16 protein-coding genes are annotated in these 16,024 nt (G+C 71.2%); all 16 read left to right on the top strand.

Translation table 11 applies throughout. The annotated features are described in order from the left end of the window. The first annotated feature begins 198 nt into the window (after nt 1-198). The 16 genes from pgsA (at nt 199) to ACZ7JA_RS25670 (ending at nt 16,005) form a co-directional block, all read left to right on the top strand. On the top strand, nt 199-927 hold the full coding sequence (pgsA, locus tag ACZ7JA_RS25745) for a phosphatidylinositol phosphate synthase (protein ID WP_351664173.1): 729 nt from the start codon (nt 199-201) through the stop codon (nt 925-927). Continuing rightward, on the top strand, nt 924-1,832 hold the full coding sequence (locus ACZ7JA_RS25740) for a phosphatidylinositol mannoside acyltransferase (RefSeq protein WP_351663920.1): 909 nt from the start codon (nt 924-926) through the stop codon (nt 1,830-1,832). The genes pgsA and ACZ7JA_RS25740 overlap by 4 nt, the downstream gene beginning before the upstream one ends. Continuing rightward, nucleotides 1,829-2,989 (top strand): glycosyltransferase family 4 protein, encoded by a 1,161-nt coding sequence (locus tag ACZ7JA_RS25735; protein ID WP_450743902.1) that lies wholly within the window; start codon nt 1,829-1,831, stop codon nt 2,987-2,989. The genes ACZ7JA_RS25740 and ACZ7JA_RS25735 overlap by 4 nt, the downstream gene beginning before the upstream one ends. A 48-nt stretch (nt 2,990-3,037) precedes the next feature. Continuing rightward, nucleotides 3,038-3,580 (top strand): LemA family protein, encoded by a 543-nt coding sequence (locus ACZ7JA_RS25730; protein ID WP_389304776.1) that lies wholly within the window; start codon nt 3,038-3,040, stop codon nt 3,578-3,580. Nucleotides 3,581-3,706: 126 nt separating this feature from the next. Beyond that, nucleotides 3,707-4,612 (top strand): pyridoxal 5'-phosphate synthase lyase subunit PdxS, encoded by a 906-nt coding sequence (gene pdxS / locus ACZ7JA_RS25725; RefSeq protein WP_351663917.1) that lies wholly within the window; start codon nt 3,707-3,709, stop codon nt 4,610-4,612. Between the two features lie 13 nt (nt 4,613-4,625). Further along, the gene (gene pdxT, locus ACZ7JA_RS25720) at nt 4,626-5,231 is read left to right on the top strand and encodes a pyridoxal 5'-phosphate synthase glutaminase subunit PdxT (RefSeq protein WP_351663916.1); all 606 of its coding nucleotides are present in this window, start codon (nt 4,626-4,628) and stop codon (nt 5,229-5,231) included. 49 nt (nt 5,232-5,280) lie between these two features. Then, nucleotides 5,281-6,033, top strand: a complete 753-nt coding sequence (locus tag ACZ7JA_RS25715; protein ID WP_351663915.1) for a YebC/PmpR family DNA-binding transcriptional regulator — start codon at nt 5,281-5,283, stop codon at nt 6,031-6,033. 134 nt (nt 6,034-6,167) lie between these two features. After that, entirely contained in the window at nt 6,168-6,707 is a 540-nt protein-coding gene (ruvC, locus tag ACZ7JA_RS25710) for a crossover junction endodeoxyribonuclease RuvC (RefSeq protein WP_351663914.1), read from the top strand. Beyond that, complete coding sequence (gene ruvA, locus ACZ7JA_RS25705; RefSeq protein ID WP_470810632.1) at nt 6,704-7,309, top strand: Holliday junction branch migration protein RuvA; 606 nt, start codon at nt 6,704-6,706, stop codon at nt 7,307-7,309. The genes ruvC and ruvA overlap by 4 nt, the downstream gene beginning before the upstream one ends. 26 nt (nt 7,310-7,335) lie before the next feature. Continuing rightward, the gene (gene ruvB / locus ACZ7JA_RS25700; protein WP_351663912.1) at nt 7,336-8,406 is read left to right on the top strand and encodes a Holliday junction branch migration DNA helicase RuvB; all 1,071 of its coding nucleotides are present in this window, start codon (nt 7,336-7,338) and stop codon (nt 8,404-8,406) included. Nucleotides 8,407-8,572: 166 nt separating this feature from the next. Beyond that, nucleotides 8,573-9,070: a preprotein translocase subunit YajC gene (gene yajC / locus ACZ7JA_RS25695; protein ID WP_351663911.1), complete on the top strand. Its 498-nt coding sequence runs from the start codon at nt 8,573-8,575 to the stop codon at nt 9,068-9,070. Nucleotides 9,071-9,210: 140 nt separating this feature from the next. Then, entirely contained in the window at nt 9,211-10,986 is a 1,776-nt protein-coding gene (gene secD / locus ACZ7JA_RS25690) for a protein translocase subunit SecD (protein ID WP_351663910.1), read from the top strand. A 3-nt stretch (nt 10,987-10,989) separates the two neighbouring features. Continuing rightward, nucleotides 10,990-12,096, top strand: a complete 1,107-nt coding sequence (secF, locus tag ACZ7JA_RS25685) for a protein translocase subunit SecF (RefSeq protein ID WP_351663909.1) — start codon at nt 10,990-10,992, stop codon at nt 12,094-12,096. Further along, nucleotides 12,093-12,641 carry an adenine phosphoribosyltransferase gene (locus ACZ7JA_RS25680; protein ID WP_351663908.1) on the top strand — a complete coding sequence of 183 codons (549 nt, stop codon included), beginning with the start codon at nt 12,093-12,095 and terminating at the stop codon, nt 12,639-12,641. Before secF ends, ACZ7JA_RS25680 begins: the two co-directional genes overlap by 4 nt. A 209-nt stretch (nt 12,642-12,850) precedes the next feature. Next, a complete protein-coding gene (locus ACZ7JA_RS25675) occupies nt 12,851-13,234 on the top strand; it encodes a hypothetical protein (RefSeq protein WP_351663907.1) in 384 nt (127 codons plus the stop codon). Between the two features lie 257 nt (nt 13,235-13,491). Further along, the gene (locus ACZ7JA_RS25670; RefSeq protein WP_389304778.1) at nt 13,492-16,005 is read left to right on the top strand and encodes a RelA/SpoT family protein; all 2,514 of its coding nucleotides are present in this window, start codon (nt 13,492-13,494) and stop codon (nt 16,003-16,005) included. The last annotated feature ends 19 nt before the right edge of the window (nt 16,006-16,024 follow it).

Genomic DNA, 16,024 nt, shown 5'->3' with positions numbered 1-16,024 from the left:
CGCGGACACGCGGGATCCGCGTGCTGTGGCGGCTCCGGCGACGCCCGCGGTCCTTCGAGCTTTCCACTCCCGTAACGCCGCGTCCATACGAACGGCCGCGAAGCGGCCACGGCGGGCCGGGCGCGCCGCATCCCCCTGCGGGGCGCCGGCGCCGGCTCGTGGGTGCCCGCCCGTCACGCACGCGCACGCGTGACTACGATGGGCCAGCCGGAGGCCACCAGGGCCGCGGCGACAACGACCGTCGGGAAGGCCATGCTGAACAAGTACGCGCGTGCATTCTTCACGCGTGTCCTCACGCCGTTCGCCGCGTTTCTGATCCGCCGGGGCGTCAGCCCCGACACGGTCACCCTCATCGGCACCGCCGGTGTGATGGCGGGCGCGCTGGTCTTCTATCCCCGGGGCGAGTTCTTCTGGGGCACGGTGGTGATCACGCTCTTCGTCTTCTCCGACCTGGTCGACGGCAACATGGCCCGCCAGCTCGGCCGGTCCAGCCGCTGGGGCGCCTTCCTGGACTCCACCCTGGACCGGGTCGCCGACGGCGCGATCTTCGGCGGCCTCGCGCTGTGGTACGCGGGCAACGGGAACGACAACGTCCTGTGCGCCGTCACGATCTTCTGCCTGGCCAGCGGCCAGGTGGTGTCGTACACCAAGGCGCGCGGCGAGTCGATCGGCCTGCCGGTCGCCGTCAACGGCCTCGTCGAACGCGCAGAGCGGCTGGTGATCTCGCTGGTCGCGGCCGGTTTCGCGGGACTGCACAAGTTCGGTGTGCCGGGCATCCAGTGGCTGCTGCCGATCGCCCTGTGGATCGTCGCCGTGGGCAGCCTCGTGACGCTGATCCAGCGGGTCGTGACCGTCCGCCGCGAGTCCGCCGAGGCCGAGGCGGCGGCCGGGCAGGACGCCTCCCAGGGGAGGGAGGCGGCGAAGTGAGCACCGCCGACCGGCTCACCGACGCGCTCTACGGGCTCGGCTGGAGCACCGTCAAGAACCTCCCCGAACGCGTCGCGGTCCGCCTCGGCCGGACCATCGCCGACCTCGCCTGGAAGCGCCGCGGCAAAGGCGTGCTGCGCCTGGAGGCCAACTACGCGCGCGTCGTGCCCGACGCGGGCCCGGAGCGGCTGGCCGAACTCTCGCGCGCCGGCATGCGGTCCTATCTGCGTTACTGGATGGAGTCCTTCCGGCTCCCGGCCTGGAGCCCCGAACGCGTCCGGAGCGGCTTCGAACCCAAGGACCTCCACCACCTGACCGACGGGCTCGCCTCCGGCCGGGGCGTGGTCCTGGCCCTGCCGCACCTGGCCAACTGGGACCTCGCCGGCGCCTGGGTCACCACCGAGCTGCGGACCCCGTTCACCACGGTCGCCGAGCGGCTGAAGCCCGAGACCCTCTACGACCGCTTCGTGGCCTACCGCGAGGGCCTCGGCATGGAGGTGCTCCCGCACAGCGGCGGCTCGGCCTTCGGCACCCTGGCCCGGCGGCTCCGCGACGGCGGTCTTGTCTGCCTGGTCGCCGACCGCGACCTGTCCGCGTCCGGCACCGAGGTGGACTTCTTCGGCGACCGGGCCCGGATGCCCGCGGGGCCGGCCCTGCTGGCCCAGCAGACCGGCGCGCTGCTGCTGCCCGTCACCCTCTGGTACGACGACTCCCCGGTCATGAAGGGCCGCGTGCATCCCCCGATCGAGGTACCGCAGACGGGTACGCGCGCGGAGAAGACGGCCGCCATGACACAGTCGCTGGCCGACGCCTTCGCCACCGGGATCGCCGAGCACCCGGAGGACTGGCACATGCTCCAGCGTCTGTGGCTCGCCGACCTGGACCCCACGAAGGGACCCTCGTGAGAATCGGGATCGTCTGCCCGTACTCCTGGGACGTGCCCGGCGGCGTCCAGTTCCACATCCGCGACCTCGCCGAGTACTTCATTCGGCTCGGCCACGAGGTCTCCGTCCTGGCCCCCGCCGACGACGACACCCCGCTGCCGCCGTACGTCGTCTCGGCGGGCCGCGCGGTCCCGGTGCCGTACAACGGCTCGGTGGCCCGGCTGAACTTCGGCTTCCTGTCGGCCGCGCGGGTGCGCCGCTGGCTGCACGAGGGCGCGTTCGACGTGGTCCACATCCACGAGCCGACGTCCCCCTCGCTCGGCCTGCTGACCTGCTGGGCCGCACAGGGGCCCATCGTGGCCACCTTCCACACCTCCAACCCCCGCTCGCGCGCGATGATCGCCGCGTACGCGATCCTGCAGGCAGCGCTGGAGAAGATCAGCGCGCGGATCGCGGTGAGCGAGTACGCCCGCCGCACCCTGGTCGAGCACCTGGGCGGCGACGCGGTGGTCATCCCCAACGGCGTCGACGTCGACTTCTTCGCCGAGGCCGAGCCGAAGCCCGAGTGGCAGGGCGACACCATCGGCTTCATCGGCCGCATCGACGAGCCCCGCAAGGGCCTGCCCGTGCTGATGCGGGCGCTGCCGAAGATCCTCGCCGCCCGCCCGCAGACCCGGCTGCTGGTCGCGGGGCGCGGCGACGAGGAGGCGGCCGTCGAGGACCTGCCCGCCGGGCTGCGCTCACGCGTGGAGTTCCTCGGCATGGTCAGCGACGAGGACAAGGCCCGCTTCCTGCGCAGCGTCGACCTGTACGTCGCGCCCAACACCGGCGGCGAGAGCTTCGGCATCATCCTGGTCGAGGCGATGTCGGCGGGCGCCCCCGTCCTCGCCTCCGACCTGGACGCCTTCGTCCAGGTCCTCGACCAGGGCAAGGCCGGCGAGGTGTTCGCCAACGAGGACGCCGACGCACTGGCCCGGACCGCCGTGGACCTGCTGGCCGACCCGGAGCGGCGCACCGAACTGCGGGAGCGGGGCAGCGCGCACGTGCGCCGCTTCGACTGGTCGACGGTCGGCGCCGACATCCTCTCGGTGTACGAGACCGTCACGACCGGGACGGCGGCGGTGGCCACCGACGAGCGCCCCGGCCGGCGTTCCCGGTTCGGCCTGGCCCGGGACTGAACCGACGGGGGCGGCGGCGCGGCCGCGGCGTCCCGATAGCCTTCGCCCGTGACCGCAACCCTCATCTGGATCCTTCTCGCCCTCGTCGCCGTCGGCGTCTACCTGAGCTGGACGGCCGGGCGGCTGGACCGGCTGCACGTGCGCATGGACGCCGCGCGGGCCGCGCTGGACGCCCAGCTGCTGCGGCGGGCCTCCGTGGCCCAGGAACTGGCCACCTCGGGCGTGCTGGACCCCGCCGCCTCCATCGTGCTCTACGAGGCCGCGCACGCCGCCCGGCAGGCGGAGGAGGACCAGCGGGAGGTCGCGGAGAGCGAGCTGAGCCAGGCCCTGCGCGCGGTGTTCGAGGACCCGCGGCAGGTCGAGGTGGTCCGGGACGCCCCGGGCGGTGACGAGGCGGCCCGTGAGCTGGCCGAGGCGGTGCGCCGGGTCCCCATGGCCCGCCGCTTCCACAACGACGCGGTGGGGGCCGCCCGCAGGCTCCGCGAGCACCGCAAGGTGCGCTGGTTCCGGCTGGCCGGCCACGCCCCGTTCCCGCTGGCCTTCGAGATGGACGACGAGCCGCCCGCGGCCCTGGTGGAGCGGGCCGCCTGAACCGGGCGCCCCGCCCGCCGCCGGACAAAAGGAGCCACGGGGTCGCCATTGGCCCTTGCTGTGGACTGCTCGCCTCGCGTTTCCTCGTCGGTGCAGTCACCCTTCTCCACTTCAGTGAGGTCACCCGTGTCCACCATCGACAACCAGGCTCCCGAGACCGGCACCGCCCGCGTGAAGCGCGGCATGGCCGAGCAGCTCAAGGGCGGCGTGATCATGGACGTAGTCACGCCGGAGCAGGCGAAGATCGCTGAGGACGCGGGCGCCGTCGCCGTCATGGCCCTGGAGCGGGTTCCGGCCGACATCCGCAAGGACGGCGGCGTGGCCCGCATGTCCGACCCGGACATGATCGAGGGCATCATCGACGCCGTCTCTATCCCGGTCATGGCCAAGTCCCGCATCGGCCACTTCGTCGAGGCCCAGGTCCTGCAGTCCCTCGGCGTCGACTACATCGACGAGTCCGAGGTCCTCACCCCGGCCGACGAGGTCAACCACTCCGACAAGTGGGCGTTCACCACCCCCTTCGTCTGCGGCGCCACCAACCTGGGCGAGGCCCTGCGCCGCATCGCCGAGGGCGCCGCGATGATCCGCTCCAAGGGCGAGGCCGGCACCGGCAACGTCGTCGAGGCCGTCCGCCACCTGCGCCAGATCAAGAACGAGATCGCCCGCCTGCGCGGCTACGACAACAACGAGCTGTACGCCGCCGCCAAGGAGCTGCGCGCCCCCTACGAGCTGGTCAAGGAGGTCGCCGAGCTGGGCAAGCTCCCGGTGGTCCTCTTCTCCGCCGGCGGCGTGGCCACCCCGGCCGACGCCGCGCTGATGCGCCAGCTCGGCGCCGAGGGCGTCTTCGTCGGCTCCGGCATCTTCAAGTCCGGCGACCCGGCCAAGCGCGCCGCCGCCATCGTGAAGGCCACCACCTTCTACGACGACCCGAAGATCATCGCGGACGCCTCCCGCAACCTCGGCGAGGCCATGGTCGGCATCAACTGCGACACCCTCCCCGAGGCCGAGCGCTACGCCAACCGCGGCTGGTAAGGCGACACGGCACATGAACACCCCCGTCATAGGCGTCCTGGCACTCCAGGGCGACGTACGGGAGCACCTCATCGCCCTGGCCGCGGCCGACGCCGTGGCCAGGCCGGTGCGGCGCCCCGAGGAACTCGCCGAGGTCGACGCCCTCGTGCTGCCCGGCGGCGAGTCCACCACCATCTCCAAGCTGGCCGTCCTCTTCGGAGTGATGGAACCCCTCCGCGCGCGCGTGCGCGATGGCATGCCCGTCTACGGCACCTGCGCCGGCATGATCCTGCTCGCCGACAAGATCCTCGACCCGCGCTCGGGCCAGGAGACCATCGGCGGCATCGACATGATCGTGCGCCGCAACGCCTTCGGACGGCAGAACGAGTCCTTCGAGGCCGCGGTCGACGTCCGGGGCATCGCGGGCGATCCTGTGGAGGGCGTCTTCATCCGCGCTCCCTGGGTGGAGTCCGTGGGCGCCGGCGCCGAAGTGCTCGCCGAGCACGAGGGACACATCGTCGCGGTCCGGCAGGGCAACGTGCTCGCCACGTCGTTCCACCCGGAACTGACCGGCGACCACCGCGTGCACTCGCTTTTCGTCGACATGGTGCGCGCCAACCGGACACCGGAGTCCTTGTAGGATCTCTGGAGTTCGTTGCAGAGATGGGTTACGCGAAGGAGACAGGCAGATGTCCGGCCACTCTAAATGGGCTACGACGAAGCACAAGAAGGCCGTGATCGACGCCAAGCGCGGCAAGCTCTTCGCGAAGCTGATCAAGAACATCGAGGTCGCGGCCCGTATGGGCGGCGTCGACCTCGAGGGCAACCCGACCCTCTACGACGCCGTCCAGAAGGCCAAGAAGCAGTCGGTCCCGAACAAGAACATCGACTCCGCGATCAAGCGCGGCGGTGGTCTCGAGGCCGGTGGCGCCGACTACGAGACGATCATGTACGAGGGTTACGGCCCGAACGGCGTCGCGGTGCTCATCGAGTGCCTCACGGACAACCGCAACCGCGCCGCCTCCGACGTGCGCGTCGCCATGACCCGCAACGGCGGCAGCATGGCCGACCCCGGCTCGGTGTCGTACATGTTCAGCCGCAAGGGCGTCGTCATCGTCCCCAAGGGCGAGCTGAGCGAGGACGACGTCCTCAGCGCCGTCCTGGACGCGGGCGCCGAGGAGGTCAACGACCTCGGCGAGACCTTCGAGGTCATCAGCGAGGCCACCGACCTGGTCGCGGTCCGCACCGCCCTGCAGGAGGCCGGGATCGACTACGACTCCGCGGACTCCAGCTTCGTGCCGTCCGTCCAGGTCGAACTGGACGAGGAGGGCGCCAAGAAGATCTTCAAGCTGATCGACGCGCTCGAGGACAGCGACGACGTGCAGAACGTCTTCGCCAACTTCGACGTCAGCGACGAGATCATGGAGAAGGTCGACGCGTAGCGCTGCCGCGTGCTGAGCGGTTCGGCGGGCCGGTGGAACACGTCCACCGGCCCGCCGCCGTTGTCACAGGCACCGGCTAGCCTGGCGGCATCCGTGGATCACCGGACGTCCGCGGATCCAGAGAGGGAGGGCGCGTGCGCGTACTGGGGGTGGACCCCGGCCTGACCCGGTGCGGTGTCGGCGTCGTCGAGGGAGTGGCGGGCCGCCCGCTCACCATGATCGGCGTCGGTGTCGTGCGGACGCCCGCGGACGCCGAGCTGGGGCACCGCCTGGTCGCCGTCGAGCAGGGCATCGAGGCCTGGCTGGACGAGCACCGGCCCGAATTCGTCGCCGTGGAGCGGGTGTTCAGCCAGCACAACGTGCGCACCGTGATGGGCACCGCCCAGGCCAGCGCGGTCGCCATGCTGTGCGCCGCCCGCCGCGGCATCCCGGTCGCCCTGCACACCCCCAGCGAGGTCAAGGCCGCCGTCACCGGCAGCGGCCGCGCCGACAAGGCGCAGGTCGGCGCCATGGTCACCCGGCTGCTGCGGCTCTCGGCGCCGCCCAAGCCGGCCGACGCCGCCGACGCCCTCGCGCTCGCCATCTGCCACATCTGGCGCGCCCCCGCGCAGAACCGACTCCAGCAGGCCGTGGCGCTGCACTCGGCCCAGGCAACGAAAGGCCGTACGGCATGATCGCCTTCCTCAACGGCACGGTCGCCGCACTCGCCCCCGACGCGGCGGTGATCGAGGTGGGCGGCGTCGGCATGGCCGTCCAGTGCACGCCGAACACGCTCTCCACGCTCCGCCAGGGCCGGCCCGCCAAGCTGCACACCTCCCTGGTCGTCCGTGAGGACTCCCTCACGCTGTACGGCTTCGCCGACGACGACGAGCGCCAGGTCTTCGAGCTGCTCCAGACCGCCAGCGGGGTCGGACCGAGGCTCGCCCAGGCCATGCTCGCGGTGCACACGCCGGACGCACTGCGCCGGGCCGTCGCCACCGCCGACGAGAAGGCCCTCACCGCCGTGCCCGGCATCGGCAAGAAGGGCGCCCAGAAGCTCCTGCTGGAGCTGAAGGACCGCCTCGGCGCGCCGGTCGGCGCCCCCGCGGTGGGCGCGCCCGTCACCCAGGGCTGGCGCGACCAGCTGCACGCCGCCCTCATCGGCCTGGGCTACGCCACCCGCGAGGCCGACGAGGCCGTCGCCGCCGTGACCCCCCAGGCCGAGGCCGCGGGCGGCACCCCGCAGGTGGGTCAGCTGCTGAAGGCGGCGCTGCAGACCCTGAACCGCGCCCGCTGACCGACCACACCACCGAGGCACACCACATGAACTGGGACGACACGACCGACTCCGCCGCCCCCGAGCGGCTGGTGGGCTCCGCCGCCGACGGGGAGGACCAGGCCGTCGAGGCGGCGCTGCGCCCCAAGGACCTCGACGAGTTCATCGGCCAGGAGAAGGTCCGCGAACAGCTCGACCTCGTCCTGCGCGCCGCACGCGCGCGCGGCGCCACCGCCGACCACGTGCTGCTCTCCGGCGCCCCCGGCCTCGGCAAGACCACCCTGTCGATGATCATCGCGGCCGAGATGGGCGCCCCCATCCGCATCACCTCCGGCCCCGCCATCCAGCACGCCGGCGACCTGGCCGCGATCCTCTCCTCGCTCCAGGAAGGGGAGGTCCTCTTCCTCGACGAGATCCACCGCATGTCCCGGCCCGCCGAGGAGATGCTGTACATGGCCATGGAGGACTTCCGCGTCGACGTCATCGTCGGCAAGGGCCCCGGCGCCACCGCCATCCCGCTGGAGCTGCCCCCCTTCACCCTGGTCGGCGCCACCACGCGCGCGGGCCTGCTGCCGCCCCCGCTGCGCGACCGCTTCGGCTTCACCGCGCACATGGAGTTCTACGAGCCGCACGAACTGGAGCGCGTCGTGCACCGCTCGGCGAGCCTGCTCGACGTCGGCATCGAGTCGGACGGCGCCGCCGAGATCGCCGGCCGCTCCCGTGGCACGCCCCGCATCGCCAACCGCCTGCTGCGCCGCGTCCGGGACTACGCGCAGGTCAAGGCGGACGGCGTGATCACCCGCGAGATCGCCGCGGCCGCCCTCGCCGTCTACGAGGTGGACGCGCGTGGCCTCGACCGCCTCGACCGGGCCGTCCTGGAGGCGCTGCTGAAGCTGTTCGGCGGCGGCCCGGTCGGCCTGTCCACGCTCGCCGTCGCGGTGGGGGAGGAGCGCGAGACGGTCGAGGAGGTCGCCGAGCCCTTCCTGGTCCGGGAAGGCCTGCTCGCCCGTACGCCGCGCGGCCGTGTCGGTACTCCGGCGGCCTGGGCGCACCTCGGTCTGACCCCGCCCCGCACGGCCACCGGGGGAAACGGACAACAGGACCTGTTCGGGGCGTGACGGCGAGGGCATTGGCGGGGGCAGGAACCCAGGTGCCATGCTGAGCGTTGTTCCATGCGCGCGGACTCGCTTAGACTCCGCCGATGCCGCCCTTGCGGGCGGCGCCGACCCACCCCCATCAACAGGCCGCTCTCACCGCGCGGTCGCGCGAAGGAAACCCCGTCCCGTGAATACCTTGACCCTTCTCCCGTTCATTGTGCTCATCGCGGCCATGTTCCTGATGACGCGCTCGGCCAAGAAGAAGCAGCAGCAGGCCGCGAGCATGCGCAATGAGATGCAGCCCGGCTCCGGCGTCCGCACGATCGGGGGCATGTACGCGACGGTCAAGGAGGTCAGCGAGGACACGGTCCTCCTCGACGCCGGACCGGGCGTCGACCTCCTCTTCGCCAAGAACGCGATCGGCGCCGTCCTCTCGGACGACGAGTACAACCGGATCGTCCACGGCATCGAGCACGACCTCAAGTCCGACGCCGACGTCGTCCCGGACGACGCCTCCTCCCTCACGGAGACCGCCGGGAGCGACGAGCCCGCCGCTGCCGCCGCCCCCGGCGACAAGGCCGTCGACTTCGGCAAGAAGGACGTCGCCGAGGACGGGACCGACGCCGCCGAGGCCAAGACGGACGAAGAGCCGAAGAAGACCGACGGCGACTCCGAGGCGAAGTAGTCACGCGCCGGGGTGTGCGGCGCGGCGCGGCCGTGCCCCGCGCGCCCCGGGCGCTTCTGTTCGCCGCACGGAGCCCGACACCATGTCATGGCTGACCGCGCCGACGAGGCACGGGGTGGCCCGAGAGGGAGTACGAGAAGGTGGCAGCACCTAAGAGGGGCCGGAGCGCGAGCGCCCAGAGCAGGCCAGGGCGCTCGCTGGCCCTCATTCTGATCGCCATCGTGGCGCTCACCGGCGGGATGTTCGCCTCCGGGCACACGACACCGCGCCTCGGCATCGACCTCGCCGGTGGTACGAGCATCACGCTCAAGGCGAAGGCCGACCAGGGTTCCGCGATCAACCAGGCCAACATGGACACCGCGGTCGACATCATGAACCGCCGTGTCAACGGCCTGGGTGTCTCCGAGGCGGAGGTGCAGACCCAGGGGCGCGATCACATCATCGTGAACATCCCCAAGGGCACCAACTCCAAGGAGGCCCAGCAGCAGGTCGGCACCACCGCCAAGCTGTACTTCCGCCCGGTGCTCGCCAGCGAGCCCAGCGGCGCCACCCCGGCGAGCCCGTCGCCGAGCGCGTCCCCCACCGGCGGCGCCTCGCCGAGCCCGTCCGGCTCCGCCAAGGAGAAGGCGTCCTCGTCCTCCTCCGCCTCCCCGAGCGCCTCCGCCACCTCGCAGGGCCGCGCGGTCACCGACGCCCTGAAGGCCGACAGCACGCCGTCGGGCTCGGCTTCCCCGAGCGCCTCCTCCGGCGCCAAGAGCTCCGCCAGCCCCTCCGCCCCGGCCTCGGGCAGCACGGACGTCACGAAGCTGCAGGCCCAGTACGCGGCCCTGAACTGCGCCAAGCCCGCCGAGCGCGCCAAGGCCGGCACCAACGCCAAGCCGGGCGAACCGACCGTGGCCTGCGGCGAGCGGGACAAGGTCTGGTACAAGTACCTGCTCGGCCCGGCCGGCGTGGACGGCACCGAGGTGAAGAAGGCCCAGGCGGTCTTCGACACCCAGGGCGGTTCCGGCTGGCAGGTCCAGATGACCTTCACCGGCACCGGTACGAAGAAGTTCGCGGACATCACCGGCCAGCTGGCCCAGAAGCAGAGCCCGCAGAACGAGTTCGGCATCGTCCTCGACGGCGAGGTCGTCTCCAGCCCGTACGTCCAGAGCGCCATCACCGGCGGCCAGGCGGAGATCTCCGGCAGCTTCACGCAGGAGGAGGCCCAGAACCTCGGCAACATGCTGTCGTACGGCGCGCTCCCGCTCTCCTTCAAGGAGGAGACCGTCACCACGGTGACCGCCGCGCTCGGCGGTGAGCAGCTGCGCGCGGGCCTGATCGCCGGCGCGATCGGCCTCGCCCTGGTCGTGATCTACCTGATCGCGTACTACCGCGGTCTGTCGCTCGTGGCCATGGCGTCCCTGCTGGTCTCCGCGATCCTCACCTACGTGATCATGGCCCTGCTGGGCCCGGCCATCGGCTTCGCGCTGAACCTGCCGGCCGTCTGCGGCGCCATCGTCGCGATCGGCATCACGGCGGACTCGTTCATCGTGTACTTCGAACGCATCCGGGACGAGATCCGCGAGGGCCGCTCGCTGCGCCCCGCCGTCGAGCGGGCCTGGCCGCGCGCCCGGCGCACCATCCTGGTCTCCGACTTCGTGTCGTTCCTCGCCGCCGCCGTGCTGTTCATCGTGACCGTCGGCAAGGTGCAGGGCTTCGCGTTCACGCTCGGACTGACCACCGTGCTCGACGTGGTCGTCGTCTTCCTGTTCACCAAGCCGCTGATGACGCTGCTCGCCCGCCGCAGGTTCTTCGCGGACGGCCACAAGTGGTCCGGTCTCGACCCCAAGAGCCTGGGTGCCAAGCCGCCGCTGCGCCGCACCCGCCGTCCCGCCGGTCCCGCCGCCGGCCCTGTCGACCCGAAGGAGGCGTGAGCGATGTCGAAACTCGGCAACCTCGGCGCTCGACTGCACCGCGGCGAGATCAGCTACGACTTCGTCGGCAAGCGCAAGATCTGGTACGGCATCTCCATCCTGATCACCATCACGGCCATCGTCGGCCTGGCGGTGCGCGGCCTGAACATGGGCATCGAGTTCCAGGGCGGCGCCGTCCTCACGACGCCGGCCCACATCAGCGCCTCCGTGGCCCAGGTCGAGGAGTACGCGAAGGAAGCCTCCGGCCATGACGCCGTCGTGCAGAAGCTGGGCAACGGCGCCATGCGCGTCCAGATCGCGAGCATCGACACCGACCAGGCCAACAAGGTGTCGGCGAAGCTGGCCCAGGACCTGAACATCCCGGAGAAGGACGTCACCGGCGAGTCGGTGGGCCCGAGCTGGGGCGAGCAGATCGCCACCAAGTCCTGGCAGGGCCTGGCGATCTTCATGGTGCTCGTGGCGATCTACCTGGCGATCGCCTTCGAGTGGCGCATGGCCGTCGCGGCCCTCGTCGCGCTGATCCACGACATCACCATCACGACCGGCATCTACGCCCTGGTCGGCTTCGAGGTCACGCCCGGTACGGTCATCGGTCTGCTGACGATCCTCGGTTACTCGCTCTACGACACGGTCGTCGTCTTCGACAGTCTCAAGGAGCAGACGAAGGACGTCACGAAGCAGACCCGCTTCACCTACAGCGACATCGCCAACCAGTCGATCAACGGCACGCTGGTGCGTTCCATCAACACGACCGTGGTCGCCCTGCTGCCGGTGGCGGGCCTGCTGTTCATCGGCGGCGGCTTCCTCGGCGCCGGCACCCTGAACGACATCTCGCTGTCGCTGTTCGTCGGTCTCGCGGCCGGCGCCTACTCCTCGATCTTCATCGCCACCCCGCTCGTCGCCGACCTCAAGGAGCGCGAGCCGGCGATGAAGGCGCTCCGCAAGCGCGTCATGGCCAAGCGCGCGCAGGCCGCCGCCGGCGAGGACGCCGTGACGGTCCGGACCGGTGAGGGCGACGAGCCCGAGGAGGCGGCGGCCGTGGTGGGTCCGCGCAACCAGCCCGCCGCCCGCAACCGGGGCCGCGGCCGACCCTCGGGGAAGCGCCGATGACCGAGCTGGCCGACATCCCGTCGCTGCTGCTCAGCCGCATCCGCGACGTGGCCGACTATCCCGAGCCGGGCGTGATGTTCAAGGACATCACCCCGCTGCTCGCGGACCCGGCGGCGTTCTCCGCGCTGACCGACGCCCTGGCCCGGATCGCCGCCGAGACCGGCGCGACCAAGGTCGTCGGGCTGGAGGCCCGGGGATTCATCCTGGGCGCACCGGTCGCGGTCCGCGCCGGCCTCGGCTTCATCCCGGTGCGCAAGGCGGGCAAGCTGCCGGGCGCGACGCTGCGCCAGGCGTACGACCTGGAGTACGGCTCGGCGGAGATCGAGGTGCACGCGGAGGACCTGGCGTCCGGCGACCGGGTGCTGATCGTCGACGACGTGCTGGCCACGGGCGGCACCGCCGAGGCCGCGATCCAGCTCATCCAGCGGGCGGGCGCCGAGGTCTCGGGGCTCGCGGTCCTCATGGAGCTGGGCTTCCTGAACGGCCGGGCCCGCCTGGAGCCCGTCCTGTCCGGCGCTCCGCTGGAGGCGTTGCTCCAGATCTGAGTGACAAGCACGTGCGAGGGCGGACGCCGCGGTGACGCGGCGTCCGCCCTCTCGTATGCGGGGTTCTCGCCATTCTGATCGTCGACCTGGCCGATATCGTTCGCTAGCCGCTCCAACCGATCATTTTCGATTGTTTCGGTGATCATGATCATGCTCTAATCGCGGGACGTCGGAAGAGTTCCGGCGGAAGCGCTCCTCAGGGGGAATGAGTGAAGACGTTCGCCAAACGGGTCGGGATGGTCTGTGGTCTGGCGATGGGCGGTGTCGCGCTGGCCGTGACGCCGGCGTTCGCCGCGAACACCTTCGTGGTGACCACCGACGACAACCCCGGCGGCTACGCCCAGTGGCACGCCGACGGCGACAAGTGGGACGTGTGCGACTGGCAGGAGGACGGCCTGCGCGCCTCCGGGACGCTGACCTGGAACGGGGGCAGCAAGCGCATGGACGACGCCAACGGCGGAAGCGACAGCAGCCCCTGTGCCACGCAGGTGGTCAACCTGCCCGAGGGCACCAAGGTCACCCTCAAGATCTGCCTGCGCGACGGTGCCAACGGCACCCCGCGCTTCTGCAACACCTCCACCGGTTCGGCGTGATGTCCAAGCCGTCGCACCGTCGGGCCTGACCAGCCGGACGGACCGAGGCGGGCCCGGAGCGATCCGGGCCCGCCTCGTGCGTTTCCCCCGGCATCGGGAGGTTCCCGGTGCCGGGCCCGGAATCGGGTGGGAGTCCCCCGTGTTGCACGGGTAGACGGTCCTCACAGCCGCCTGCGGGCGATGACGAGACACAGGATCGCTACCATGGGGTTTCCGGAGCCTGACCGGGGGACCCGGATCGCGCACGAGGAGTCCTCTTGCCAGACGAGGCCCAGCCACTGACCGCCGCCAAGCCCGAGCCCGCCTCGGCGCCCGCGGCCAAGCCCGCGCGGGACGTGTCGTCCGCGAAGAACGACACCCGCGGGGCGGTCGAGCACGCCCAGTCCGCGCCCGTCGAGAAGACCCCCGAGGCCACCCGCCCCAAACCGGCCCCGCCCGTGCGCCCCGCCGCCGGCCAGCCCGCCCGCACCGGCTCCTCCAACCGCGTCCGCGCCCGCCTGGCCCGCCTCGGCGTCCAGCGCGCGAACCCGTACAACCCGGTGCTGGAACCGCTGCTGCGCATAGTGCGCAGCAACGACCCCAAGATCGAGAACGCCACGCTGCGGCAGATCGAGCGCGCCTACCAGGTCGCCGAGCGCTGGCACCGCGGCCAGAAGCGCAAGAGCGGCGATCCGTACATCACGCATCCGCTCGCCGTCACCACCATCCTCGCCGAGCTGGGCATGGACCCGGCCACCCTCATGGCGGGGCTGCTGCACGACACCGTCGAGGACACCGAGTACGGCCTGGAGGACCTGCGCCGCGACTTCGGCGACGTGGTCGCCCTGCTTGTCGACGGCGTCACCAAGCTGGACAAGGTCAAGTTCGGCGAGGCCGCGCAGGCCGAGACCGTGCGCAAGATGGTCGTGGCGATGGCGAAGGACCCGCGCGTCCTGGTCATCAAGCTCGCCGACCGTCTGCACAACATGCGCACCATGCGCTACCTGAAGCGGGAGAAGCAGGAGAAGAAGGCCCGCGAGACGCTCGAGATCTACGCCCCGCTGGCCCACCGGCTGGGCATGAACACCATCAAGTGGGAGCTGGAGGACCTCGCCTTCGCGATCCTCTACCCCAAGATGTACGACGAGATCGTGCGGCTGGTCGCCGAGCGGGCGCCGAAGCGCGACGAGTACCTCGCCATAGTGACCGACGAGGTCCAGTCCGACCTGCGCGCCGCCCGCATCAAGGCGACCGTGACCGGCCGCCCGAAGCACTACTACAGCGTCTACCAGAAGATGATCGTCCGCGGCCGGGACTTCGCGGAGATCTACGACCTGGTGGGCATCCGCGTCCTGGTCGACACCGTCCGGGACTGCTACGCGGCGCTCGGCACCGTGCACGCGCGATGGAACCCGGTCCCCGGCCGGTTCAAGGACTACATCGCGATGCCGAAGTTCAACATGTACCAGTCGCTGCACACGACGGTCATCGGGCCCAACGGCAAGCCGGTCGAACTGCAGATCCGCACCTTCGACATGCACCGCCGCGCCGAGTACGGCATCGCCGCGCACTGGAAGTACAAGCAGGAGGCCGTCGCCGGCGCCTCCAAGGTCCGCACGGACGTGCCCAAGGCCTCCGGCAAGGACAAGGACGCCATCAACGACATGGCGTGGCTGCGCCAGTTGCTGGACTGGCAGAAGGAGACCGAGGACCCCGGCGAGTTCCTGGAGTCCCTGCGCTTCGACCTCTCCCGCAACGAGGTCTTCGTCTTCACGCCGAAGGGCGACGTCATCGCGCTCCCGGCCGGGGCGACGCCGGTGGACTTCGCGTACGCCGTCCACACCGAGGTCGGCCACCGCACCATAGGAGCACGGGTCAACGGCAGGCTCGTACCGCTCGAGTCCACTCTGGACAACGGCGACCTGGTGGAGGTCTTCACCTCCAAGGCGCCCGGCGCCGGTCCGTCCCGCGACTGGCTCGGGTTCGTCAAGTCGCCGCGCGCCCGCAACAAGATCCGGGCCTGGTTCTCCAAGGAGCGCCGCGACGAGGCGATCGAGCAGGGCAAGGACGCCATCGTGCGCGCCATGCGCAAGCAGAACCTGCCCATCCAGCGCATCCTCACCGGGGACTCGCTCGTCACCCTCGCGCACGAGATGCGCTACTCGGACATCTCCGCGCTCTACGCGGCGATCGGCGAGGGCCACGTCTCCGCGCAGAACATCGTCCAGAAGCTGGTGCAGGCCCTCGGCGGCGAGGAGGCCGCCACCGAGGAGATCGACGAGACGGTCCCGCCAGCCCGGGGCCGCGGCCGCAAGCGGCGCTCCAACGCCGACCCGGGCGTCGTGGTCAAGGGCGTCGACGACGTGTGGGTCAAGCTGGCCCGCTGCTGCACGCCCGTGCCCGGCGACCCGATCATCGGCTTCGTCACGCGCGGCAGCGGCGTATCGGTTCACCGCAGCGACTGTGTGAACGTCGAGTCGCTGTCCCGCGAGCCGGAGCGCATCCTCGACGTCGAGTGGGCGCCCACCCAGTCCTCCGTCTTCCTGGTCGCCATCCAGGTGGAGGCGCTGGACCGGTCCCGGCTGCTGTCCGACGTGACCCGGGTGCTGTCCGACCAGCACGTCAACATCCTGTCCGCGGCCGTGCAGACGTCCCGCGACCGGGTGGCCACCTCCCGCTTCACCTTCGAGATGGGCGACCCCAAGCACCTCGGCCACGTCCTCAAGGCCGTGCGGGGCGTGGAGGGCGTCTACGACGTGTACCGCGTGACCTCGGCGCGCAGCCGGGCGTAGAGCAGGACATACAAGAGGG

The organism is Streptomyces sp. NPDC038135 (assembly GCF_055601245.1).
Note: the sequence above shows the minus strand (reverse complement) of the source record. Positions and strands in the feature narration are given on the sequence as shown.